This window comes from Mycobacterium sp. IDUB_17, from assembly GCF_055419465.1.
Map to the genome: position 1 here is coordinate 124,585 of NZ_JBVAXS010000004.1, position 23,615 is coordinate 148,199.

The 23,615-nt window shown below is 65.7% G+C and carries 20 protein-coding genes, 1 other RNA gene and 1 pseudogene; 7 read left to right on the plus strand and 15 right to left on the minus strand.

What is annotated here, in order from left to right:
• Window positions 1-3 precede the first annotated feature (3 nt).
• On the minus strand, window positions 4-1,764 hold the full coding sequence (locus ACZYZ7_RS18110) for an N-acyl-D-amino-acid deacylase family protein (protein ID WP_463741476.1): 1,761 nt from the start codon (window positions 1,762-1,764) through the stop codon (window positions 4-6).
• Window positions 1,765-1,864: 100 nt separating this feature from the next.
• Between ACZYZ7_RS18110 and ACZYZ7_RS18115 the strand changes: the two genes are divergently transcribed.
• On the plus strand, window positions 1,865-3,202 hold the full coding sequence (locus ACZYZ7_RS18115) for an aromatic ring-hydroxylating oxygenase subunit alpha (RefSeq protein ID WP_463741477.1): 1,338 nt from the start codon (window positions 1,865-1,867) through the stop codon (window positions 3,200-3,202).
• Window positions 3,199-3,852 (plus strand): TetR/AcrR family transcriptional regulator, encoded by a 654-nt coding sequence (locus tag ACZYZ7_RS18120; protein ID WP_450072824.1) that lies wholly within the window; start codon window positions 3,199-3,201, stop codon window positions 3,850-3,852. The genes ACZYZ7_RS18115 and ACZYZ7_RS18120 overlap by 4 nt, the downstream gene beginning before the upstream one ends.
• Here the strand turns inward: ACZYZ7_RS18120 and ACZYZ7_RS18125 are convergent.
• The 4 genes from ACZYZ7_RS18125 to ACZYZ7_RS18140 all read right to left on the minus strand — a co-directional run bounded on the left by ACZYZ7_RS18125 (window position 3,824) and on the right by ACZYZ7_RS18140 (window position 10,010).
• Window positions 3,824-5,233 carry a DUF4185 domain-containing protein gene (locus tag ACZYZ7_RS18125; protein WP_463741478.1) on the minus strand — a complete coding sequence of 470 codons (1,410 nt, stop codon included), beginning with the start codon at window positions 5,231-5,233 and terminating at the stop codon, window positions 3,824-3,826. The two genes, ACZYZ7_RS18120 and ACZYZ7_RS18125, sit on opposite strands and share 29 nt — an antisense overlap.
• Window positions 5,234-5,786: 553 nt before the next feature.
• Window positions 5,787-6,059, minus strand: a complete 273-nt coding sequence (locus tag ACZYZ7_RS18130) for a hypothetical protein (RefSeq protein WP_463741479.1) — start codon at window positions 6,057-6,059, stop codon at window positions 5,787-5,789.
• A 114-nt stretch (window positions 6,060-6,173) separates the two neighbouring features.
• Window positions 6,174-9,044: an MMPL/RND family transporter gene (locus tag ACZYZ7_RS18135; protein ID WP_463741480.1), complete on the minus strand. Its 2,871-nt coding sequence runs from the start codon at window positions 9,042-9,044 to the stop codon at window positions 6,174-6,176.
• 195 nt (window positions 9,045-9,239) lie between these two features.
• Window positions 9,240-10,010 (minus strand): YwaF family protein, encoded by a 771-nt coding sequence (locus tag ACZYZ7_RS18140; protein ID WP_463741481.1) that lies wholly within the window; start codon window positions 10,008-10,010, stop codon window positions 9,240-9,242.
• Between the two features lie 97 nt (window positions 10,011-10,107).
• Between ACZYZ7_RS18140 and ACZYZ7_RS18145 the strand changes: the two genes are divergently transcribed.
• Window positions 10,108-11,343, plus strand: coding sequence for a sensor histidine kinase (locus tag ACZYZ7_RS18145; protein ID WP_463741482.1), 1,236 nt, complete (start codon window positions 10,108-10,110; stop codon window positions 11,341-11,343).
• Between the two features lie 10 nt (window positions 11,344-11,353).
• Here ACZYZ7_RS18145 and ACZYZ7_RS18150 read toward each other — a convergent pair whose 3' ends face one another.
• The 3 genes from ACZYZ7_RS18150 to ilvD form a co-directional block, all read right to left on the minus strand.
• Window positions 11,354-12,304, minus strand: coding sequence for a cutinase family protein (locus tag ACZYZ7_RS18150; protein WP_463741483.1), 951 nt, complete (start codon window positions 12,302-12,304; stop codon window positions 11,354-11,356).
• Window positions 12,305-12,433: 129 nt separating this feature from the next.
• Window positions 12,434-12,802: a transfer-messenger RNA gene (gene ssrA / locus ACZYZ7_RS18155) on the minus strand.
• Between the two features lie 68 nt (window positions 12,803-12,870).
• Window positions 12,871-14,748, minus strand: a complete 1,878-nt coding sequence (gene ilvD / locus ACZYZ7_RS18160; protein WP_463741484.1) for a dihydroxy-acid dehydratase — start codon at window positions 14,746-14,748, stop codon at window positions 12,871-12,873.
• A gap of 76 nt (window positions 14,749-14,824) precedes the next feature.
• Here ilvD and ACZYZ7_RS18165 point away from each other — a divergent pair, with 76 nt between their 5' ends.
• Window positions 14,825-15,646: a helix-turn-helix transcriptional regulator gene (locus ACZYZ7_RS18165; RefSeq protein WP_135453383.1), complete on the plus strand. Its 822-nt coding sequence runs from the start codon at window positions 14,825-14,827 to the stop codon at window positions 15,644-15,646.
• A gap of 52 nt (window positions 15,647-15,698) precedes the next feature.
• On the opposite strand, the gene smpB is transcribed toward ACZYZ7_RS18165, so the two are convergent.
• From smpB to prfB, 6 genes are read right to left on the minus strand one after another with little or no spacing between them, the layout of a single operon-like run.
• On the minus strand, window positions 15,699-16,190 hold the full coding sequence (gene smpB, locus ACZYZ7_RS18170) for an SsrA-binding protein SmpB (RefSeq protein ID WP_036439802.1): 492 nt from the start codon (window positions 16,188-16,190) through the stop codon (window positions 15,699-15,701).
• Between the two features lie 10 nt (window positions 16,191-16,200).
• Window positions 16,201-17,097: a permease-like cell division protein FtsX gene (ftsX, locus tag ACZYZ7_RS18175; RefSeq protein WP_135453382.1), complete on the minus strand. Its 897-nt coding sequence runs from the start codon at window positions 17,095-17,097 to the stop codon at window positions 16,201-16,203.
• Complete coding sequence (gene ftsE / locus ACZYZ7_RS18180; protein ID WP_044517000.1) at window positions 17,098-17,787, minus strand: cell division ATP-binding protein FtsE; 690 nt, start codon at window positions 17,785-17,787, stop codon at window positions 17,098-17,100.
• 45 nt (window positions 17,788-17,832) lie between these two features.
• Window positions 17,833-18,360, minus strand: coding sequence for a hypothetical protein (locus ACZYZ7_RS18185; protein WP_450072816.1), 528 nt, complete (start codon window positions 18,358-18,360; stop codon window positions 17,833-17,835).
• Complete coding sequence (locus ACZYZ7_RS18190) at window positions 18,357-19,337, minus strand: mechanosensitive ion channel family protein (RefSeq protein ID WP_135453380.1); 981 nt, start codon at window positions 19,335-19,337, stop codon at window positions 18,357-18,359. Before ACZYZ7_RS18190 ends, ACZYZ7_RS18185 begins: the two co-directional genes overlap by 4 nt.
• The gene (gene prfB / locus ACZYZ7_RS18195; protein ID WP_450072815.1) at window positions 19,324-20,433 is read right to left on the minus strand and encodes a peptide chain release factor 2; all 1,110 of its coding nucleotides are present in this window, start codon (window positions 20,431-20,433) and stop codon (window positions 19,324-19,326) included. Before prfB ends, ACZYZ7_RS18190 begins: the two co-directional genes overlap by 14 nt.
• Window positions 20,434-20,583: 150 nt before the next feature.
• Between prfB and ACZYZ7_RS18200 the strand changes: the two genes are divergently transcribed.
• Window positions 20,584-21,954, plus strand: coding sequence for an FAD-dependent oxidoreductase (locus ACZYZ7_RS18200; protein ID WP_450072814.1), 1,371 nt, complete (start codon window positions 20,584-20,586; stop codon window positions 21,952-21,954).
• Here ACZYZ7_RS18200 and ACZYZ7_RS18205 read toward each other — a convergent pair whose 3' ends face one another.
• A complete protein-coding gene (locus tag ACZYZ7_RS18205; protein ID WP_450072813.1) occupies window positions 21,955-22,296 on the minus strand; it encodes a hypothetical protein in 342 nt (113 codons plus the stop codon).
• Between the two features lie 24 nt (window positions 22,297-22,320).
• Here ACZYZ7_RS18205 and hisN point away from each other — a divergent pair, with 24 nt between their 5' ends.
• Window positions 22,321-23,103: a histidinol-phosphatase gene (gene hisN / locus ACZYZ7_RS18210; RefSeq protein ID WP_450072812.1), complete on the plus strand. Its 783-nt coding sequence runs from the start codon at window positions 22,321-22,323 to the stop codon at window positions 23,101-23,103.
• A 91-nt stretch (window positions 23,104-23,194) separates the two neighbouring features.
• Window positions 23,195-23,574: pseudogene (locus ACZYZ7_RS18215) on the plus strand (winged helix-turn-helix transcriptional regulator).
• Window positions 23,575-23,615: the final 41 nt, after the last annotated feature.

The following is a 23,615-nucleotide window of genomic DNA, read 5'->3' on the forward strand; positions in this document are numbered from 1 at the left end:
CTATCAGCGGGTCCCGCGCACCAGACGCCCCGGGCGGGCACCTGTGTCGACACCGTGACGGCGGGTCACCGCGCCGCTCACGATTGTCGCGTCGTAACCACTTGCGCCCTGTACCAACCGTTTTCCGCCGGCGGGCAGGTCATACGCCATCCTCGGCGCATGCAAGGTCAGCGCGTCCAGGTCGATGACGTTGATGTCGGCCTTCTTGCCCACGCCGATCACGCCGCGGTCCGACATGCCGTAGAGCTGCGCGGTGTCGTGCGACTGCTTACGGATCACGTACTCCAGTGGCAACTTCTCGCCGCGATGACGGTCACGGGCCCAGTGCGTCAGCAGGAACGTCGGGTACGAGGCATCGCAGATCATGCTGCAGTGCGCGCCGCCGTCGGACAGGCCCAGCACACCCGCAGGATGGGTGAGCATCTCGCGGATCGCATCGTGGTTACCGTCGGAGTAGTTGAACATCGGGTACATCAGCATGGCGCCTGCGTCGGCCTCGAGCATCAGGTCGTACATCGCCGTCAGCGGGTCGACGCCGCGCTGTTTGGCGATGGCCGCGACGGTACGCTCGTCGGTCGGTTCGTAGTCCGGCGGTTCCCCGATGTGGTACAGCCGATTTGCCACATTCTGCGCCAGCATGAACATGCCGTCGAACAGCTTGTTCGGGTCGATCGGCAGGTCTTCCTCAGCCAGGATCGCGGCGCGCACCTTCGGGTCCGCGAGCCGCTCCGCGAGCTCCTCGCGGGTGCATTCGGCCTGCAGGCGCCGGTAGGTCGGGCGATGGGTGAAGGCGTGGTGGCCGGGGAAGCCCAGCAGCATGCCGAACGGTCGCGCCGCCACCTGCGGGAACAACCGGCTACCGGCCTGGTGCGCCGCCGCCGACAGGTCGAGCTGGTCGCGCCACAGGTTGGGGTCGGCGTCGACCTGGATCAGGGCGAAGCTGAGCGCGCAGTCGATCTCTTCACCGAGACGGCGCATCCATTCGAGTTCCTTCTTGGGTGCGACGATGTCTTCACCGGCAGCCCCCTGCGGAGCCAGCTCGAACACCGCCGCGCCACCGGCCGCCGTGGCCCGGCCCAGGGCGAACAACTCGTCCTCGGCGGCGAAGGTGCCGGGCACCGGCTCGCCGTCCATCGCGGTGTGCGCGATGGTACGCGACGATGAAAAACCAAGTGCCCCAGCTTCGATGGCCTCCTGCACCAGCTTCGCCATGGCCTTGATGTCATCGGGGTTCGCCGGCTCGTTGCGGGCGCCGCGCTCGCCCATCGCGTAGGCCCGGATCGCACCGTGGGCGATCTGGGTGCCCATGTCGACGGCCAGTTCGCGCTGTCCGATCACGTCCAGGTATTCACCGAAGGTTTCCCAGCCCCAGGTGATGCCCTCGGTCAGGGCCGTACCCGGGATGTCCTCGACGCCCTCCATCAGGGAGATCAGCCACTCCTCCTGGCCGGGACGCACCGGCGCGAAGCCGACGCCGCAGTTGCCCGCCACCACGGTGGTGACGCCGTGATTGCTGGACGGCTCGAGCACGGCGTCCCAGGAGACCTGCCCGTCGTAGTGGGTGTGAATGTCGACGAATCCGGGGGCGACGATCTTGCCTGTGGCATCAATGGTTTCGGCTGCGTCGCCGCCCAGAGCCGGGTCGCCGGCGCCGCGCCGATGCACCTCGACGATCTTGCCGTCCTTGATCGCGACATCGGCGGTGAACCGGTCCGCACCGGTCCCGTCGACGACAGTGCCGCCGGTGATTTTGAGATCGAACACGTTTCTGCTCCCTTGAGGCGTTCAGGCCGCTACGGTGGCAATGTAACACCGTTACATTGCCACCGTCCCGAGTTTGTCCTTCTCAATGGGAGGCACCTCCATGGCCCTGAGTTCCACGCACACCGACGACCCGAGACGGGTGGACGCGATCGGCGACCCGCCGGCACGTCCCACGCTGGTGCCGGCCGATCGCTACATCTCACCGGCGTTCGCTCAACTCGAAGTGGAACGCATGTGGCCGCGGGTGTGGCAGCAGGCATGCACGGTCGACCATGTCGCCGAACCCGGCGATTACTTCGAATACCGTTGCGGCCCCTACTCGGTTCTCATCATCCGGGGAGACGACGGCGAGTTGCGCGCCTTCCAGAATGCCTGTCGTCACCGCGGTAACGCCCTGTGCACCGGTGCCGGCTCCTCGCTGCGGGAATTGAAATGCGGCTATCACGGCTGGACCTGGGATCTGGCCGGCGCGCTGAAGCGGATCCCGAACCGCAAAGGGTTCGGGACGGTCCACATGTCCGAGTTCCCGCTGGCTCCGGTGCAGGTGGACACCTGGGAACGACTGGTCTTCGTCAACCTCGGCCCCGACGCGATGTCCCTGGCCGACTATCTGGAGGCGGTCCCCGGCGACATCGCCTGGTGCGGCCTCGGCGACTTCCGTTGCTACGCAACGATGACCATCGACGTCGATGCCAACTGGAAGACCATCGCCGACGGTTACAGCGAGACTTATCACGTCCAGACCCTGCATCCCGAACTGCACCGGTGCATGGACGATGTGTACGCACCGCAGAAGATCTGGGGTCACACCGGTAAATCCGAATCCCTCTACGGAGTTCCGAGCCCGCGACTCGCGGGATCGCTGAGCGACGAGGAGGTGTGGGACGCCTACGTGTACACCCAGGGAGCCCTGATGGGTCTCGCCGAAGGTACGCCGTTCCCCCGGGACCGGCAGGCCCCTGGCCAGACGGTGGCCGACGTGATCGCCACGCAGATCAAGGAATTCGCGGCCGGACGCGGTGTCGACATCGGCTGGGCCAGCACCGACCAGGTGATGTGCATGCACCAGTACAACGTCTTCCCCAACCTGACCCTGCTGGCCAGCGCCGACCATCTCACGGTGATGACGTCGTTGCCCGGGCCTGACCCCGACCGGGGCCAGCTCGTGATGACGCTGATGGCCCGCATGCCGGCGCAGGCTCCCCGGGTCCGGCCGACGGACGTCCGCATGGGCGCCGACGAAGCTCACCCCGGCGTGGTGATGAGCCAGGACATCGCCGTACTGACCGGCCTCCAGCGCGGTCTGCACCAACCGGGGTTCACCCATCTGGTGCTGTCGGCAGAGGAGCGGAGAATCATCAACATGCACCGCAATCTCGAGCGCTACCTGGACCTGCCCCAGCCCGAACGCATCTGTCAGGCGGAAGCCGGCCGATGAGCCCGAAGGCTAAGCCGATCGACGCCGAGGTCATCCTCGATGCGGCCGCAAGTCTCATCGAATCCGATGGGGTGGAGGCGTTCTCGATGCGCGGGCTCGCCGAGCGGATCGGCGTCGCCGTGACCTCGATCTACTGGCATGTCGGGGGCCGCGACGCGCTCTTCGACAGCCTGGTCGACCGCCTGGTCGCTGAGATGGCCGGACTGCCCATGGAGGGCGAGGATCCGGTGAATCGGATCGCCGCGCTTGCCCGCAACCAGCGCAGCCTGCTGATCCGCCGCCAGCATCTGCTGGCGATCGCCCACGAGCGAGACCGGACACCGACGTTGTTCCTGCCGGTCCAGCAGAAACTCGCCGCCGAGCTGGCCGAGGCCGGCGTCACCGGAACCCACGCCGCACTGGTATTACGGGCCGTGCAGGTGCACGTGACCGCCTCTGCGGTGATGCTGTTCTCGGCGGTGCGGGGCCCTGCGCACGAGGAGGAGGACCCGTCCCTGTGGACCGCCGACTGGCCCGATCAGGCGCTCGTCGCGGCCCTGCAGTCCCCCACCGACTACGACGCGGTGTTCGAATACGGCCTCGACGCGATGTTGGCTCCGCTGGGGCACGTCAATGGTCGGGTCACGGCAGCACGGTCTTCATCAGCATGACGTTGTAGGCCGACCACAGCGACAGGTTGTAATACAGTTCCTTGCCCGTCGACCACGGATGCAGGTACGGCGCGTAGATACCGCCCGGGATCTGTGATGAGGGCGCGATCAACTGCTCAGGTCCCCACGGCCCCTGCGGGGCAGGCGCGGTACGCATCACCACATCGTTCATCCCGTTGCCGTACATGACGAGGTACTGCTTGAGATACGTGTTGTACTGCGCGGACATCTCGCTCACCGGACCCGGGATCACCGGTGTTGCCGCCGCCGGATTGCCCGGCACCCAGGCATTGTTGTCGGCGTTGAAGTACTCGTACTTCGTGAGGTCCGGGATGAAGGCCGGCGACACCCGCGCGATATAGGCCGAACCGCCGCGCCCGTTCGGCGTGCCGAACGTGTAGATGTACGGATCACCAGGGCCAGGCTTGAGGAACGCGCCCATCTGGAAGTTCTCGTTACCTCCGCCGGGCGGACGGATGGTCCCCGGGTAGACACTCCAGTTCTCACCGTTGTCCGGCGACATCGCGATCGCCGAGAAGTTCGTCGACCACGCTCCCGGGCTGTCCCAGTTCCGGATCGACATGAAGTTCAGATACTGGTTGCGCCCGACGGCAATCCCCGCCGTCGGGATGATCCCGGTCTCCTCCGGCGCCCGGCCGATGCTGTTGATGATCTGCTTGGATATGCCCTGCCGCCACACCGGCGAACCCGAGTATTTGTTGGCGACCACCCCGTCGGGCACAGCGACGGTCTGAGCCAGCGAACCGTCCTGACTGCGGAACAGCGCGTTGTAGCGCCACTGCTTGCCGGGAATGCCGCAGTATCCGTTGGTATCGCCGAAGGCCATCAGTACCTGGCGGTTCACCGGATCGCCGTTGTCCCACATGATTCCGAGGTCGGTACCCGTGATGGCGAAGCGCTTGATCGTCTGGTTGGGGCTGTCGGGACCCGTCACCCATCCGACGATCGACGTTCCGGGAGGCGCGCCCGGCGCCGGCTGTGCTGCGGGAGCCGCGGCGGGCTGGGGCGCCGCGGGGACCGGAGCCGGCTGAGCCGCGTTCGGAACAGGCTGGGCACCGCCGGGATTGGGTGCCGGGACGACCGCCGCCTTCTGCCTGACCTGCCCCGTGTTCGGCATCAGCGCCTTGAGGAGGGCCAACGGCAACTGCCCGAGCTTGGGCAACGGAGCCCGATCGTTGGCCCCGGCCGGCATGTGCCCGATCGGACGGTTGAGCGGGGCGAGCCTGGAGGGCTTGGGGATCTGGAAGGCCTGGTTCGGGAGGGGTTGCGCGGCCGCAGCAGCGCCTTCACAGGGTTCAGCCGATGCCGAGGGCGCTACGCCGACGGCGACGACGAGTCCGATTGCGGCCGCCGCTGCCATCGTCGAAGCACCTCGAGGACGTCGCGACATGTCACACCTTCCCAATGCAGGGACGTCGACATGACGTCACAGTTGGCTGATGTGACGTTAGTGATCAATGTTGCCGATGTGACCGGTGATGCACTGATAGGTACCGTCCCGTGACCGTGTCGCAACAGACCCGGCGTGTCGCCTTGCCACGCGTCGCCACGGCGACCTGGCATGGCCGGCTACGTTCGGCTCATCGTGATTCTCGCCGGCCTCGTCGCGCCGATCCGCCGTGAAAACGGTTGGCACCTGCGTGGTTCACACGGAACTCTCAGCTGTTCATCGCCGTTCGCCACGCCTGGCCTTGCGATCGTGGTTACGGTGGGCATTGGTGGATCTATCGAAACGAGCGAGAGGGATCACCATGGCTGGAACATTCGATCCGAAAAAGGGCGGCAAATTCGAGCCGACGACCAAGGCCAAGCCGCCGCCACCCCCGCGGCCTGGGGGCAACAAGAAGTAACTAAGCGAAACTGCCCATGTGCGAGAGTTTTCGGCTCGCACATGGGCAGTTTCGTTTAGCGGATCAGCTACAGACCTGCACCAGCCGGAACGGCCCCGTGGCGCATACGGACGGCGGACCATAGCCGCCGTAACCCCAACCGGCTCCGTACGCGGGAGGCGGCGGAGGCGGGCCCCACGGGCCGGGGCCGTAACCCCACCCCGGGTGCTCAGCCCAGCCGACTCCCGATCCGGCCACCGGTGCGGGGGCAGCATTGGCGACACCTGAGCCGATACCGAGGGCAGCCAGGCCCAGTGCGCCGGCCGCTGCGGCGCTGATGGCGATGGACTTCAACATCTTCCAAACCCCTCTGACTTGCGGAACCCAGACTGTGGATCGCCCCGTCGGTCCAGAGTCAGCGGAAGCGGTCGTTTCCGACTTCCATCAATTACGTTAGGCCCGCTTATTAAGTCAGGGCTGTGCAGACGCTTTGTATGTGTTGTCGTGCCGCAACTCGGCCAGGCGCCGCTTGGACGCCGCCGACTGAATGACCTGCGGCCACCAGAACCACCGGCCCAGCATCGCAGCGATCGCCGGGGTCATGAACGACCGCACGATGAGGGTGTCGAACAGCAGGCCGAGTGCGATGGTGGTGCCGACCTGTGCCATGACCTTGAGATCGCTGAATGCGAACGACGCCATGGTGAAGGCGAATACGAGACCCGCGGAGGTCACCACCGAACCGGTTCCCGCCATCGCCCGGATGATGCCGGTCTTCAGGCCACCGGGGAGTTCCTCCTTGAACCGCGACACCAGCAGCAGGTTGTAGTCGGAACCGACCGCCAGCAACAGGATGACCGACATCGCCAGCACCATCCAGTGCAGTTCCAGCCCGAGCAGGTGCTGCCAGACCAGCACGGACAATCCGAATGAAGCGCCGAGGGACAGCAGCACCGTACCGACGATCACCGCCGCCGCGACCACACTGCGCGTGATGAGCAGCATGATGATGAAAATCAGTGATACCGCGGCGATTCCGGCGATCAGCAGGTCATAGAACGATCCGTCCTTCATGTCCTTGTAGGTGGCCGCGGTGCCGGCCAGGTAGATCTTGGAACCTTCCAGCGGCGTGCCCTTGAGCGCTTCCTTGGCCGCCAGCTTGATCGGGTCCACATGGCTGACGCCCTCCGGCGTCGCAGGATCACCCTCGTGACTGATGATGAACCGCACCGACTTTCCGTCGGGCGAGATGAAGTTCTTCATGCCACGCTTGAAGTCCTTGTTGTCGAAGGCTTCCGGCGGAAGATAGAACGTGTCGTCATTGCGGGCCTCGTCGAAGGCCTTGCCCATCGCGGTCGAGTTCTCCTGCAGGGCGGCCATCTGATCCTGTTGGCCGGCCTGCGTCGACCGCTGCGTCAACATCATCGTCTTCATGGACTTCATGGTCTCGATCTGCGGGGGCATCAATGCAACCAACTGCGGCATCAACGTGTCCAGCCGCTCCATGTCGGGCAGCAGTTTCTGAATGTCATCGGTCATGGTGTCGACGCCGTCAAGGGTGTCGAACATCGACCGGATCGACCAGCACAGCGGGATGTTGGAGCAGTGCGGCTCCCAGTAGAGGTAGTTGCGCATGGGACGCAACCAATCGTCGAAATTCGCTATGTTGTCCCGCAATTCGGCGACATCGATGGTCATCGTCTTCATCTTGGTCACCATCGAGTGCGTGATGTCGGCCATCTGCTGGGTCAGGCGCGACATCTCCTCCATCGTGTCGATGGTCTTCTGCATCTCATCGGCCTGAACCAGCATGTCGTCCATGCGGTCCTGCTGGTACTTCCGGTTCATCGTGTTGGTCGTGCCCTGCCGGCTGAGCAGGAACGGGATGCTCGTGTGCTCGATCGGGCGGCCGTTGGGCCGGGTGATCGCCTGCACCCGGGAGACGCCGGGCACCCGGACGATGCCCTTGGCGATCTTGTCGATGACCAGGAAGTCTGCGGGGTTTCGCAAATCGTGGTCGGTCTCGATCATCAGCAGTTCGGGGTTCATCCGGGCAGCGCTGAAATGCCTTTCGGCGGCGGCGTATCCGACATTGGCCGGCAGATCGGAGGGCAGGTATTTGCGGGCGTCGTAATTGGTCTTGTAGCCCGGCAGCGTGAGCAGACCGATGAGTGCCAGGCCCAGCGTCGCGGCCAGGATCGGGCCGGGCCACCGCACCACGGCGACGCCGACGCGACGCCAGCCCCGCGACCGGATGCTGCGCTTGGGCTCGAATCGCCCGAACCGGCTGCCGATCACAATGATCGCCGGGCCCATCGTCAGCGCGGCGACCACTGCGACGAACGTGCCGACCGCACACGGAACACCCATGGTCTGGAAGTACGGCAGGCGGGTGAAACTCAGACACAACATGGCGCCGGCAATGGTCATGCCGGACCCCAGGACGACGTGAGAGGTACCGCGGAACATCGTGTAGTACGCGGTTTCCCGGTCCTCACCGGCACCGCGCGCCTCTTGGTAGCGGCCGATGGCGAAGATCGCATAGTCGGTTCCCGCCGCGATCACCATCAGAGTCAGGAGGTTCACCGCGAAGGTCGACAGCCCGATCACCCCGGTGTGGGCCAGGAACGCCACGATGCCGCGGGCAGCGCCGAGTTCCATGAACACCATCAGCAGAACCAGGATCATGGTGGCGACAGACCTGAAGACGAGCACAAGCATCACGGCGATCACCACGAGCGTGATGGTGGTGACCTTGGCGATGCTCTTGTCACCGGCATGGTGCTGGTCGTTGATCAGCGGCGCGCCGCCGGTCACGTACACCTTGATGCCCGGCGGAGGCGACGACTGGTTGACGATCTCGCGCACCGCGGCCACCGACTCGTTGGCCAGCGTCTCGCCCTGGTTGCCGCGTAGATAGACCTGGACATAGGCCGACTTGCCGTCGTTGCTCTGCGCACCCGACGCCGTCAGGGGGTCGCCCCAGAAATCGGCCACATGCTGCACATGCGCGGTGTCGGCCTCGAGCTGGTCGACGACGCCGTCGTAGTAACGGTGGGCGTCGTCGCCCAGGGGCTGCTCACCCTCGAGCACCACCATGGCGTTGCTGTCGGAATCGAACTCCTGGAAGTCGCTGCCGATCTTTCGCATGGCGATCATCGCCGGCGCGTCTTTGGCGCTGAGCCCGACGGTGTTCTCCTCGCCGACCTTCTCAAGCGGTGGGATGAGAGTGTTCGTCAGGATGGTCAGCGCGACCCAGCCGAGCACGATGGGCACCGCCAGCACGCGGATGACCCGGGCGATGCCCGATCCGTTCTGCGCGCCGTTGCTGTGGCTGCTCATCGCGTGTGCTCCCGGGTGCGAAATCCCGCGCGTGTACGTGATGCTCTGGTCTGCACAACCCGCCCCTTCGATCAGGCCACTGTCGCCCGGGTGGGACAGGTCGCAAGCGATACACATTCGCAAACGCGCGTAATATACCTAGCCCGTCAAAGTGTTGGTGTCAATAATTACTTTGCGCGTCAACTGACAGCAATTTCACAGCTGGGGCGCGGCCGTCGTCGCGCGTTGCCGCGCCCGCTCCCACGGCCAGGTCATCAGCGCCCACACGACGAGGACTATCGCGACCTCGGCCAGTAGATACACCGGCCACGGGCCCAATACGTCCAGCAGCGACGCGGTGGGAGGTTTCCGGTTGAGATAGCCGTAGTTGGCTCCCGTGACCGCGTTGAACACGAGAGTGAATGCCGCCCACGCCAAGGTCGCGATGACCGCGAATCGGTAGTCCCGCCAGCGCGGACGCATCCCTCTCCCCCACGTGAGATAGATGGCTGCCAACACGACGAGCACGTGAAGCGTGAAGAACGTGACGAAGAGGTGGTGGGGAAAGTCGGGGGCGCCCTCCTTCGGCGTACCGATATCCGGGGTGATCAACGCCTGCGAGCTCAGGACGAGGCCCCAGTAATAGGTGAGGACGAAGGCCCAATGCCGTTGCGACCACAAGGCATACGCCGCCGCGAGTTCCGCGAGGTCACACAACTGCAGCGGCACCGAGGTGTCGATGGTGGGCTCGACCAGCTTGTAGGCCAGCGCCACGACGAATGCGGCGATGAGAAGGACCGCCAGGAGGCGGCTCAGAATGCGAGCCCGCGATTCGGTCTGCCGACGGCCGATCGCCACCAGAAGCACGGCGCCCGTTGCGAACACCGCCAGCACGACCCAGTGCGACGGGCCGTACGCCGAAAACTCGCGCTGTGCAGACAACACTTCGATCAACTCCCCCGTTTCGTCGCAGGGACCGTTATCCATGATCGCAGGCGAGGTGGGAAAGTTCATTAACCCGCCTCAGGACACGATCGAATCGCCCTATACTCCTGCCGAACCCTGCGGTTGGCGGGAGTAGAGAATGGTCAGGCGCGCGGCGGCAACGACTTTGTGGCAGTACTCCCAGGGCGCAGCTTTTCGCGGGCTGCTGCTGCAATTCGCTCTGCGGGTTCTTTTGGTGGCGTTCATCTTCTTCGCGTTGTTCCTGCAACCGCCCGAAACCTACCGCTGGCCCTACGGACTGCTCTGGATCGGCTACATAGCAACGATCGCCTGTTGGAGTTTCTGGGCGATGCGGCCGTCCAATCATGCCGGGATCGAGGCCCGACGTTCGGTTGCGCTGGTCATGTTGTGCGCGGATGTCGCTGTGGTGTCGGCACTTTCGGTGGAATCAGGCCTCAGCTCGCCGAGTACCTGGACCTCCGATGTGCTCCACTACGGACTGTTTCTGATCCCCCTGATCGCGGCGGCTCAGCTTGATCCCTTCGTGAGTGCGGTGATCGCCGTGCCCACGGTCGCCGCATACGTCGTCGTGCTCTGGGTAAACCAGGCCGCCAACGGAAACGAACCATGGGGTTCGATCCTCACGACAACGGGAGTGTTGTTCGGGTTGGCCGCGGGGTCGGTCGCGCTGTCGTGGATCCAGCAATCGAAAGAGCGAACGATCGCCCGGTTGGCCCAAGAACGTAGCCAACTGCTCGAAGAGATCGTCACCCTCGAAAAGCGCGAAAGACAAACCCTGTCCGAAAGACTGCACGATGGAGCGCTGCAGTACGTCCTGGCATCACGCCGGGAGATGGAAGAGGTGCGAGAAGGATCCGCGGAATCGATGGACCGCGTCGATCTGGCGCTCGGCGAGTGCTCCCGGCTGCTTCGCGACGTGGTCCGTGAACTGCACCCCGAGGTACTGGCCCGAGCCGGGCTCAGGGCCGCGATCAGCTCACTGGCCGACGGCATCGCGGCGCGCACCAACCTCGCCGTCCACGTGGACTTCGAGGGCTGGCCCGATGATTTGCGAACCGACGCTGATCACCTGCTCTACAGTGCCGCGCGCGAGTTTTCGACGAATGCGATCAAGCATGCCAAGGCCGACAACCTGTGGTTCACCCTGCAGTGGTCCGCCGGGCGAGCCACCTTGTCCGTCGCCGACGACGGCGTCGGCATTCAATCGGAGCGCCTCGCGCTGAGCGTCGAAACCGGTCACATCGGCTTTGCGTCGATTCGCGCCAAGGTGTTGGCCCTAGGCGGCGTACTGGACGTTCACGACACCCGCGGCACCGAGATCGCGATCTCCCTACCGTCGCAGACTGCGAGCTGAAACAGCCCGCTCAGACCCAACCGATTCCGGTGGACGGGGAGGCGGGCGCTGGTGTCGACGGACCAGACCCCGGCGGTTGCAGGCCGCCGTACCCTGGCGTCTCCGGGCTGTACCCCGGTTGCGGGCCGTGCACGGAGGTGTTGGGGTCATATCCCGGCGCCGACCCGTAGCCCGGGTACTGGCTGGAGCTCGGCGTCTCCGGTCCGTACCCGTAATCCGGCAGTGCCGGCCCGTACCCGGGCACCGTCTGGCCCGAGCCGGCCAGCAACTTGGATGCGGCGAAAGCCGCCGCCTGGGTGGTGTACACGGGGACGTAGCCCTCGGTGTGTCCACTCCATTCGTTGCCCTGGCCCTCGTGACAGATCGGATCCATGGGGTTACACAGGTCGATCGCCTTGGATCCGAACAGTGCGCTCTGGGTTGATATCGATTGCTTGGTGCGGGTGCCCACGTCGCCGAAGGTGGTGATCGCCGCGACGTTGTCCGCGTATTGAGGCGGGAGCGAATCGCCCCAGGTGATGCCACCCAGCGGGTTGCCGGCCACGATGTTGATCACGCTCGCACCCTGCGAATAGCCACCTAGGACGATCTTGGTGTCGGGGCACGAGGACAGCGTGGACTTGATGTGGGAAATCGCGTCCTTGGCGCCGTCACCGCCGTGCAGCTGCAGCTTGCTGGCCTTGTAGTTCACCCCATAGGAGGTGATGTTCATGCCGGCGGCCTGCTTACGCAGCGAATCGACGAAGGCATCGCCGACCCGGCCCATACCGGCCGGCTCATCGGTGCCGCGCGCGAAGACCACCTCGGCGTCAGCACAGTCGGCGGCAGCCGCTATCGGCGGCGCGGAGAGTCCTACGAGTGGGATACCAGAGGTGAGAAGTGCAGCAGCGCCAAGCCCGACCCAGCGACCACCTGACCGCGCACTGCCCGTACCAGGGCTGTGTATGCGGCGAGAGAACATTCCTCAACCTAACCCGTATCCAGGATGAATGAACATCCTTGCCGGGCGGACTCGCGGAGGCTCCGCGTCGACGACATGGTGACAACAAAGAAAACAGGCCAGGGATTAGATCCCTGGCCTGCGTCTTCTCGGTGGAGCTGCCGGGAATTGAACCCGGGTCCTACGGCACTTCCTCGAGGCTTCTCCGTGCGCAGTTCGCTTTGCCTCTACTCGGATCTCTCAGTCACGCGAACAAGCCGAGATGACGATCCCAGTCGCTGTTTGATGTCCCCACGGATCCCGCGACCGAACCCGTGGGTGGGTCCCTCTAGCTGATGCCAGGGTCCGGGCCGAGGGCGCTCCCGGTCTGACAGACACGCAGTCGCTTAGGCAGCGAGTGCGTAGTCGCGCTGATTGGAATCGGCGCTTAATTGGTTGCAACGACGCTTACGGTGGTCTCTTGCCTGCACCGGCACGCTTCCCTTGATTCGATGCGCGAAGTCGAAACCGATCAGCCCCTCGCATCCCTGCCGAATCTCGGCAGGACAATCAATGGTACGTCACACCCAACGGCCAACGCCAAGCCATTATTCCGCGGCATTCTCGTGTCGCTCGTGGGCGCCGGCCTCCCCTACATCCCGGACCGCGCCCCGATCCGCGGACGTCGCCAACAGTGCGTAGGCGCGCAGCGCCGCCGAGACGGGGCGATCACGATCGCGCGGCCGGTAACCACCGGACGCCTCCAGCTCGACGCGTCGACGCGCGAGTTCGTCGTCGGGCACATCCAAAGTCAAGGTGCGCGAAGGAATGTCGATCAGGATGCGGTCGCCGTCGTGGACCAGGGCGATGGGACCGCCCGCTGCGGCTTCCGGCGAAATGTGCCCGATCGACAGTCCCGAGCTACCTCCCGAGAACCGGCCATCGGTGATGAGCGCGCACACCTTGCCCAGCCCCCTTCCCTTCAGAAACGAAGTCGGATAGAGCATTTCCTGCATCCCCGGCCCACCCCGGGGACCTTCGTAGCGGACCACCATCACGTCGCCCGCGGTCACTCTGCCCCCGAGGATGGCGTCGACCGCTTCCTCCTGGGACTCGACTACGACCGCGGGACCGTCGAAGATCAGCACGCCGGCGTCGACACCCGCCGTCTTGACCACTCCCCCGTTGGGGGCGAGGTTGCCGGTCAGGATCGCCAGGCCGCCATCAGGTGAATAGGCATGGGCGACATCACGAATGCACCCGTGCTCGGCATCGGTGTCCAGGCTCTCCCACCGTTCGGATTGTGAGAACGCGGTGGCACTGCGGTGTCCACCCGGTGCGGCGTGAAACAGCTCAAGGGCCTCCGCGGAGGCGTTGAGCCCGCGGATGTCCCATACATCGAGCCAATCATCCAGCGTCTTGGCGTGAATCGACTGCACGTCCTTGGCCAACAGCCCGGCGCGGTGCAACTCGCCCAGGATCGCGGGAATGCCGCCGGCCCGGTGCACATCCTCCATCAGGTACGCGCCGTTGGGAGCGACCTTGCACAGGCACGGGACCCGGCGGGAGATCTCGTCGATCTCGGTGATCGCGAAATCCAGCTCGGCTTCATACGCCGCGGCCATCAGATGGAGCACGGTGTTGGCGGACCCGCCCATCGCGACATCCATCGCCATGGCGTTCTCGAAAGCCGACCGCGACGCGATGGCACGCGGCAGGACCGAGACGTCACCCTCGCCGTAGTAGCGGGTCGTCAGGTCGATGACGGCGGCACCGGCCTTCTCGTACAACGCGCGCCGGGCCGTGTGGGTGGCCAACACCGTGCCGTTGCCCGGCAAGGCCAGGCCGAGCGCCTCAACCAGACAGTTCATCGAGTTGGCGGTGAACATGCCCGAGCACGATCCGCATGTCGGGCAGGCCGCCTCCTCGATCCGGGCCAGGTCCTCGTCCGAGAGCGTCGGATCGGCGGCGCCGGCCATGGGATCGATCAGGTGCAGCCCGGTACGGACCCGGCCGTCCACCAGCGTCGCGCGGCCACCCTCCATCGGGCCACCGGAGACGAACACCGTCGGGATGTTCAGCCGCAGTGCGGCCATGAGCATGCCCGGAGTGATCTTGTCGCAGTTCGAGATACACACCAGCGCGTCGGCACGGTGCGCTTCGACCATGTACTCCACCGAGTCGGCGATGAGATCGCGCGACGGCAGCGAATACAGCATCCCGGAGTGCCCCATGGCGATGCCGTCATCGACGGCGATGGTGTTGAACTCGCGCGGGATTCCCCCGGCCTGCTGGATGGCCGCGGAGACGATCCGCCCGACCGGCTGAAGGTGCGTGTGCCCGGGCACGAACTCGGTGAAGCTGTTCGCCACCGCGACGATCGGCTTGCCGAAGTCCTCGCGGGCGACTCCGGCGGCACGCAGGAGGGCGCGGGCGCCGGCCATGTTGCGGCCGTGGGTGACAGTGCGGGAACGCAGCGGGATCATGGTTCCACTGTCGGTTCTGGGCCGCACCCTGGGAAGACGGCTTCAATACTAGTATTGGCAGTACTAGTCTTGGACGATGCCCACCGACCCCGACCGACGAGCCGAGCTCGGCGCCTTCCTGCGGTCGAGCCGCGAACGCCTGATCCGCGTCGACTTCGGTCTGCCCGCCGGCGGGAGAGGACGAACGGTCGGATTGCGCCGCGAGGAGGTGGCATACCTGTCCGGCGTGAGCGTCACCTGGTACACGTGGCTGGAACAGGGCCGCGATATCAACCCCTCGCGCCAGGTGCTCGACGCAGTCAGTCGCGCACTGCGCCTCACGGTGGCCGAGCACCGCTACGTTCTCGGCCTGGCCGGGTTCGCGCCACTGCCCGCACCGACCGCCGACGAGGTGACGACGGTGCCGTCCCACGTGCAACGGTTACTCGACGCGATCGGCGAAAACCCCGCCTATGCCCTGACCCCGGAGTGGGGTATCGCGGGCTGGAACGCCGCTTACGAGCGGCTCTACCCGAACGTGGCGACAAAGCCGGCCACCGAGCGCAACCTGCTGTGGGTCGTCTTCACCGACCCCTCCGTCCGTGTCCTGCTCGATGACTGGCAGGTCACCAGTCAGCGCTTTCTGGCCGAGTTCCGCGCCGGAATCGGTTCGCGCATGGGCGATCCCGCGCTCGTCGATCTGATCGCCCGGCTGGCGGACGCCAGTTCCGAGTTCCGCGCCGGTTGGGAACGACACGATATCCGTGGCTTCGAATCTCGCGAGCGCATCTTCCACCACCCGGAGTTGGGCACCGTCAGCTACGAACACCACCAACTGCGGCCAGCGGATCAGCCTGAGTTTCAGATCGTCATCTACACGCCACTGGAAGATCCTCAACCATCCTCGCCAGCGGACTGACGAGACCAGCCCGTAGTCGGGCGAGGGCGAGGCAAGCCCGCGGTGCCGCTAACTAGGACATGCCCTTGGCGCGGCGGCCCAACTCGCGGGTGATCTCCCGGTCGGCGTCGCGCTTGGCCAGGTCCTGGCGTTTGTCGTGGGCCTGCTTGCCGCGGGCCAGCGCCAGTTCGACCTTGACCTTGCCGTCGGAGAAGTACATCGACAACGGCACCAGCGTGAGGTTGCCGTCGCGGATCTTGCCGATCAGGTTGTCGATCTCCCTGCGGTGCAACAGCAGCTTGCGGTTGCGCCGCGGCGCGTGATTGGTCCAGGTGCCGTGGTGGTACTCGGCGATGTGCACGTTGCGCAGCCAGATCTCGCCGTCGTCGACGGTCGCGAACGCGTCGGCCAGTGATGCCTGGCCTTCGCGCAGGCTCTTGACCTCGGTGCCCATGAGAGCGATGCCCGCCTCATAGGTATCGAGAATCATGTAGTTGTGCCGCGCCTTGCGATTGCTGGCCACAATCTGCTTATTGCCGGCGGGGCTGGACTTCTTGGTCGCCACTAGTTCACGACTACCTTCGTATGTAGAGCCGCAGCGTCACGTAGGCGGTGATTCCTGACATCGCCAGGCCGAGGAACAGCATCCACGGTGCGCTGAAGTAGAGCACGTCAGCGTAGTCGACCCGGGCGATGAGATTCGACTGATAAAACTGGTCGAGCGCCTTCTCCAGGAACACCGCGCGCACCACGATCAGCCCCACGATCGCGATCACCACACCGATCAGGGCGGCGATCATCGCCTCCACCAGGAACGGCAGCTGGGTGTACCAGCGGGTTGCACCGACCAGACGCATGATGCCGATCTCGGTGCGCCGCGTGTAGGCGGCCACCTGGACCATGTTGGCGATCAGCAGCACCGCACCGACCGCCTGCACCAGCGCCACCGCGAACGCGACGCTACTGAGACCGTCGAGCACCGCGAACAAGCGGTCGATCAGGTCCTTCTGGTTGAGCACGTTGAGCACACCGGGCTGGCCCTGCATCGCCTTGTCGAACGCCTCGTGCTGCTCGGGGTCGTTGAGCTTGACGATGAACGACGCCGGGAACGCGTCCTTGCCCGCGACATCCTTGTACTGCGGGAACTTCTTGATCGCGTCGTCGTAGGCCTGCTCGCGATTGAGGAAACTCAGCGAGCGCACATCGTCGCGGTCGTCGATCATGCGGTACAGCGCCTTGCATGCTTCGGCGTCGCAGTTGGGGTCGTTGGCCGAGATGTCGTCGGTCAGGAACACCTGGCTCTCGACCCGGTCCAGGTAGATGTCACGGGACTGGTCGGCCAGGCGCACCACCAACAGACCGCCACCGAACAGCCCGATCGAGATTGCGGTGGTCAGGATCATCGCCACCGTCATCGTGACGTTGCGACGAAGCCCGGTCAGAACTTCATTGACAAGAAAGCCGAAGCGCACTTAGCGATCCATTCCGTAGACGCCGCGCTGCTCATCACGGATCAGCCGGCCGAGTTCGAGTTCGACGACCCGCTGACGCATGGAGTCGACGATGTGATGGTCATGGGTGGCCATCAGCACCGTGGTGCCGGTGCGATTGATCCGTTCCAGCAGATCCATGATGTCCTTGCTGGTCTCAGGATCCAAGTTTCCGGTGGGCTCGTCGGCGATCAGAACCAGAGGGCGGTTGACGAAGGCCCGCGCGATGGCGACGCGCTGCTGCTCGCCACCGGACAGTTCGCTCGGCAACCGGTTGGCCTTCCCGGACAGGCCGACCATCTCCAGCACGTCCGGGACCACCCGGTTGATCACCTCGCCGCGCTTGCCGATCACCTCAAGCGCGAACGCCACGTTCTCGAACACGGTCTTCTGCTGCAGCAGGCGGAAGTCCTGGAACACACAGCCGATGACCTGACGCAGGCTCGGGACGTGCCGCCCGGGCAGCTTGTTGACGTGGAACTTGGACACTCGGATGTCACCCGAGGTAGGCGTCTCGGCCGCCAGCAGCAGCCGCATGAACGTCGACTTGCCCGAACCCGACGGGCCGATCAGGAAAACGAACTCACCCTTGTCGATTTTCAACGAGACGTCATCGAGCGCTGGGCGCGCCGAAGACTTGTAGTGCTTCGTCACGTGGTCGAGGGTGATCATCACGGCACGCCAGTGTAGCGGGGCGACAGCATCCGGCAGGTCAGGCTATCGCGGCAATGTCGGTGCCACCGGCTCCAGGCCCGGTTGCTGCTGCTCGACCGTAGGGCTCGGGGCGGGCCCTGGGAACACCGGCAACGTGATCGGCGGAATCAGTCCAGGACCGTCCGGGTCGATCACCGTCGTCCTCGGAGCCCCCGGCGGCGGCGGCGTGGTGGGACTCGTCGGCGCGCCGGGCGTGGTGGTCTCGGTGGTCTCCGGGGTCTCGGTCGGCGTCGTGGTCGTCGGGACGGTGGTCTCGGTGGTCTCCGGCGTCACCGTCGGCGTCGTCGTGCGGGGAGTCTGCAGCTTGGTGCGCGGCACCCAGGTGTAGTCCGGGTCGGGCACGAACCCGGGCGGCACCACCTGGGTTTCAGGCGACTGCGGCGCGGCCGGCTTGGGCCGGTACTCCTGCTGCACCCACGACAGCGCGATGAACACGACGATCAGCACGACCGTCGAGGTGCGAATCCGACCGACACGGCTGTGCCAGAACCTGGTCACGGCCTCGGCCACCCGCGTGAAGTCCAGTTTCACTTCTTCGGCTCCTGGGCCGATGCCGCTGGTGTGACCGTCTCGGCGACCGCGGCCTGATTCATGAAGTCCCCCGCGGCCGCGACCGACGCTTCTGACGATGTCACCACGCCGGCCCGGCGCAGTGCACGCACCACCCGCACCCGCAGCCGTCTGCCCACGTCGAATTGTTTGCCGGGCAGGGTGCGCGCGACCATCCGCAAGTTGACTGTGTCGACCCCGATGCTCTCGACGCCCATCAGCTGCGGCTTGTCGAGCAGCAGCCTGGACAGCTCACGATCTTCGGTGGCCTTCTCCGCGACGTCGTTGAGCACGTCGTTGACCAGGTTGAGGTCGACGCTCACCGGTACCGGGATGTCGATGACCGCGCGTGCCCAGTCTTTGGACAGGTTCAGCGCCTTGACGATCTGCCCGTTGGGCACGGTGTACATCTCGCCTTCGGATGACCGCAGCTTCGTGACCCGCAGCGTGACGTCCTCGACCGTGCCCTCGGCCTCATTGGCGGCCGCGATCGTCAGCCTGACCAGGTCACCGAAGCCGTATTGCTTCTCGGTGATGATGAAGAAACCGGCGAGCAGGTCCTGCACGATGCGCTGCGCACCGAAACCGAGCGCGGCACCGAGCACCGCCGCCGGGGCGACCAGGGAGGCGATCGGTACCGCGAGGGCATCGGTGACTTCGACGAGCACGATGACGAACACAAACGCCACCGACACCCACGAGATCACCGAGGCGACCGCCTGCCGGTGCTTGGCGCTCTCCGAGCGCACCAGCGCATCGCTTTCCTGATACTCGGCGTCGATCCGGCGCACCACCCGTTGCGCGGCCCAGTTGATGAAGCGCGCAGCGAGCAGGCCACCGATGAGCAGCAGCGCGATCCGCAGCCCGGTGGTCAGGATCCAGACACCGATCTCGCCGTGCCAGAAATCGTGCCAGCGGTCGGCGAGGGACAGGGTCAGCAGCGTATTAGTCGTCGTCATCTTTCCGGTTGCGCCATCTGATCCCCGCTTCCAGGAATCCGTCGATGTCTCCGTCCAGCACCGTGGCCGGGTTGCCGACCTCGTACTCGGTGCGCAGGTCCTTCACCATCTGATAGGGGTGCAACACGTAGGACCGCATCTGGTTGCCCCACGAACTGCCACCGTCGCCCTTGAGCGCATCCATTTCGGCGCGCTCCTCCAGACGCTTGCGTTCCAGGAGCCGGGCCTGCAGAACCCGCATCGCCGCGACCTTGTTCTGCAGCTGCGACTTCTCGTTCTGGCAGGTCACCACGATCCCGGTGGGGATATGGGTGAGGCGCACGGCGGAGTCGGTGGTGTTCACCGACTGCCCGCCGGGACCACTGGAGCGGTACACGTCGACGCGCAGGTCCCCTTCGGGGATCTCGATGTGGTCGGTGGTTTCCACCACCGGGAGCACCTCGACATCGGCGAACGACGTCTGCCGGCGGCTCTGGTTGTCGAACGGGCTGATGCGTACCAGCCGGTGGGTGCCCTGCTCGACCGAGAGGGTGCCGTAGGCGAACGGGGCGTGCACGGCGAAGGTCGTGCTCTTGATCCCGGCTTCCTCGGCGTAGGACGTGTCGAACACCTCGACCGGGTAGTCGTGCTTCTCGGCCCACCGGATGTACATCCGCATCAGCATCTCGGCCCAGTCCGCGGCGTCGACGCCACCGGCGCCGGAACGGATCGTGACGACGGCCTCGCGCTCGTCGTACTCACCCGACAGCAGGGTGCGGACCTCGAGGGTCTCGATCTCCTCGCGAAGCTTGGCGAGCTCGGCATCGGCCTCGGCCAGCTCGTCCTCACCGCCCTCCTCGGCCGCGAGTTCGAACAGCACCGGCAGGTCATCGACGCGCTGACGCAACTCCTGCACCCGGCGCAGTTCACTCTGCGTATGCGAGAGCTCACTGGTGACTTTCTGCGCCCGGGACTGGTCGTCCCAGAGCTTCGGGTCGGAGGCCTGCTGCTCGAGCATGTCGATCCGCTGGCGCAGGCCATCGATGTCGAGCACCCGCTCCACGGTGGTGAGGGTGGTGTCGAGTGCGGCTACGGCGGCTTGGCGGTCTGGATCCACGAATGTTCAGGGTACCCGGCGGCATTTCGGCGGCAGTTCTCTCCGACTCGCGGCAGCGCAGACGATCTGTGTTTAGCATCGGGTGGTACCCGGTCCAGCACGCCAAGGGCCGGGTAGTAACGGCTTTTCCGGCTCGTAAGAAGGCAGGGTATGCGCCCATATCACGTAGCGATCGTCGGCTCCGGCCCCTCGGGTTTCTTTGCTGCTGCATCGCTGCTGAAGTTCGCCGATTTGCCCGACTCGGATCGCGACGTGCGAGTCGACATGCTCGAGATGCTGCCGACCCCGTGGGGGTTGGTGCGTTCGGGAGTGGCGCCGGACCACCCCAAGATCAAGTCGATCAGCGCGCAGTTCGACAAGACCGCGGCCGATCCCCGGTTCCGGTTCTTCGGCAACATCAAGGTCGGCGAGCACATCACCCCGGCCGAGCTGGCGCAGCGCTATGACTCCGTGGTCTATGCCATCGGTGCGCAATCCGACCGGGCGCTGCACATCCCCGGGGAAGAGTTGCCCGGCAGCGTGGCCGCGGTCGACTTCGTCGGCTGGTACAACGCCCATCCCCATTTCGACGGCATGGCACCCAATCTGGCGGGCGGACGTGCGGTCGTCGTCGGCAACGGCAACGTCGCCCTTGACGTGGCCCGCATCCTGGTCAGCGACCCACAGGCCCTGGCCAACACCGACATCGCCGACCACGCGCTGGCCTCACTGGACACCCGCGGGGTGGAAGAGGTGGTTGTGATCGGGCGCCGCGGACCGTTGCAGGCGACGTTCACCACGCTGGAACTCCGTGAACTCGGCGACCTTGAGGGTTTGGGCGACGTCGACGTCATCCTCGATCCGGCGGATTTCGACGGCATCACCGACGAAGATCTCGAGGCGGCCGGCAAGACCGTCAAACAGAACATCAGGGTGCTCCGCAAGTACGTCGATGAGCAACCCCGCGAAGCCAAGCGGCGCATCGTATTCCGCTTCTGCACCTCCCCCATCGAGTTGCGCGGCGAGGATCGTGTCGAGTCGATTGTGCTGGGCCGCAACGAACTTGTCCGCGACGCGGACGGGCGCATGGTGGCCCAGGACACCGGCGAGCGCGAAGAGTTGCCCGTCGAGCTGGTGGTGCGGGCGGTCGGCTACCGGGGCGTGCCGACACCGGGACTGCCGTTCGACGAACGCTCCGGCACCATTCCGCACACCGGCGGACGCATCGACGGCAGCCGCAACGAATACGTGGTGGGCTGGATCAAGCGGGGACCATCCGGCGTGATCGGCAGCAACAAGAAAGACTCACAGGACACCGTCAACACCCTGCTGGAAGACCTTCGGGCCGGCGGAGTCGACGAGCGTGGGTCCGAGTACGGCCGCGAACTGGCCGAGTGGCTGCTGGAACACCAGCCCGCCCTCGTCACCGGCGAGCACTGGCAGCTGATCGACGCGCATGAGCGCGCCGCCGGGGAACCACTGGGCCGCCCCCGGGTGAAGCTGGCCAGTGTGGCCGAGCTGCTCCGGGTCGCGCACGCCTGATCAGGCGTGCGGCGGCTCCGGCGGCCCGTCCGCCGCGAAGGCCCACTTGTCCGGGTTGCTCGGCGAGTAGACGACCGGGAACAGCGCGCCCATGGTCGGCCAGTTGTCGACATCGACCGCCATGCGCTGGTACACGACGTGCTCGGTGACGGTCGGCCCGGTGATGACGCCGGTGATCGTGACGTACTGCTCCCCCGTCACGTCCGGACGCGGGCTGACCCCGGTCACCAGCAACGTGCCGTGCGCCAGTTCACCGCGAATTCCCCGGCGCCGCATGATTCGTGGCGCCAGCAGCAACACGAGCGCGCCGACAAGCAAGAGGAGTATGCCGAATTCCCACACGAGGCCCATGGTAGGACTGCAGCCATGAGTTCCGTCGCAGATGACATGGCACTGGCCCTCGAACTGGCCGACCAGGCCGACGCACTGACCATGGATCGCTTCGGCGCCCTGGATTTGCACATCGAGACCAAACCCGATCTCACCCCCGTCACCGATGCGGACCGAGGCGCCGAGGAAGCGCTGCGCGCCTCGCTGGCCGCGGCCCGCCCGGAAGACACGGTGTTCGGCGAAGAGTTCGGGGGCACAACGACATTGACCGGCCGCCAGTGGGTGATCGACCCGATCGACGGAACCAAGAACTTCGTCCGCGGCGTCCCGGTGTGGTGCACGTTGATCGCGTTGCTCGAAGACGGCGTCCCGACCATCGGCGTGGTGAGCGCGCCGGCCCTGGCGCGGCGTTGGTGGGCCGGACTCGGCCAGGGCGCGTTCGGCTCGTTCGCCGGGGCAACTCGGAAATTGTCGGTGTCGGGGGTCACGGACCTCGCGTCGGCCAGCCTGTCGTACTCGGATCTGACGACCGGGTGGGAGCACCGTCGCGACCGCTTCGTCGAACTGACCGACGCGGTGTGGCGGGTGCGCGCCTACGGCGACTTCTGGTCGTACTGCATGGTCGCCGAGGGCGCGGTAGACATCGCCTGCGAGCCCGAGGTGAAGCTGTGGGACATCGCTCCCCTGGACATTCTCATCCGTGAGGCCGGCGGCACATTCACCAGCATCGACGGCGCCACGGGCCCGCACGGAGGCAGCGCGCTGGCCACCAACGGGCCGCTGCATGCAGCGGTGTTGAACAGGCTCGCCGGCAACTGAGCTCACGGCCGGAGGACAGGCCGGCCACGTACGCAGCCATTGGCGAGCGTCCGGTGGGCATCAGCGAGCAAAGCTCGAATACGACGCCTTCCTGGCGAACCACCCCAGCCGTCAACTACTCCACCGGATCAGCGACGAGTGGGTCGCGCTGATCCTGGCGACGCTCGGTGGCGACGGCCCGCGCCCCGGAGTCGGCGGCGCGGGCGAACCGCGTCCGATGCACTGTCCCGGCGCCACGCCGGAGTCAGCCGGAAGATGCTCACCCAGCCGCTGCGATCTCTCGAAGGCGACGGGTTGCCCACCCGGACGGTGACCCCGACCGTGCCGGTCACGGTCACCTATGAGCTCACTGACCTGGGCCTTTCGCTGCACCATCCGATGGTCGGGATCACGTCGTGGGCCGAGGCCCACATAGACGTGGTGTGCGCAGACCGCGAGCGGCACGACCGCCTTTCGGCAGCGGAACCCTGATCCCCCGACGGTGTGAAGTTGGTAACAGATGCCATACCTTA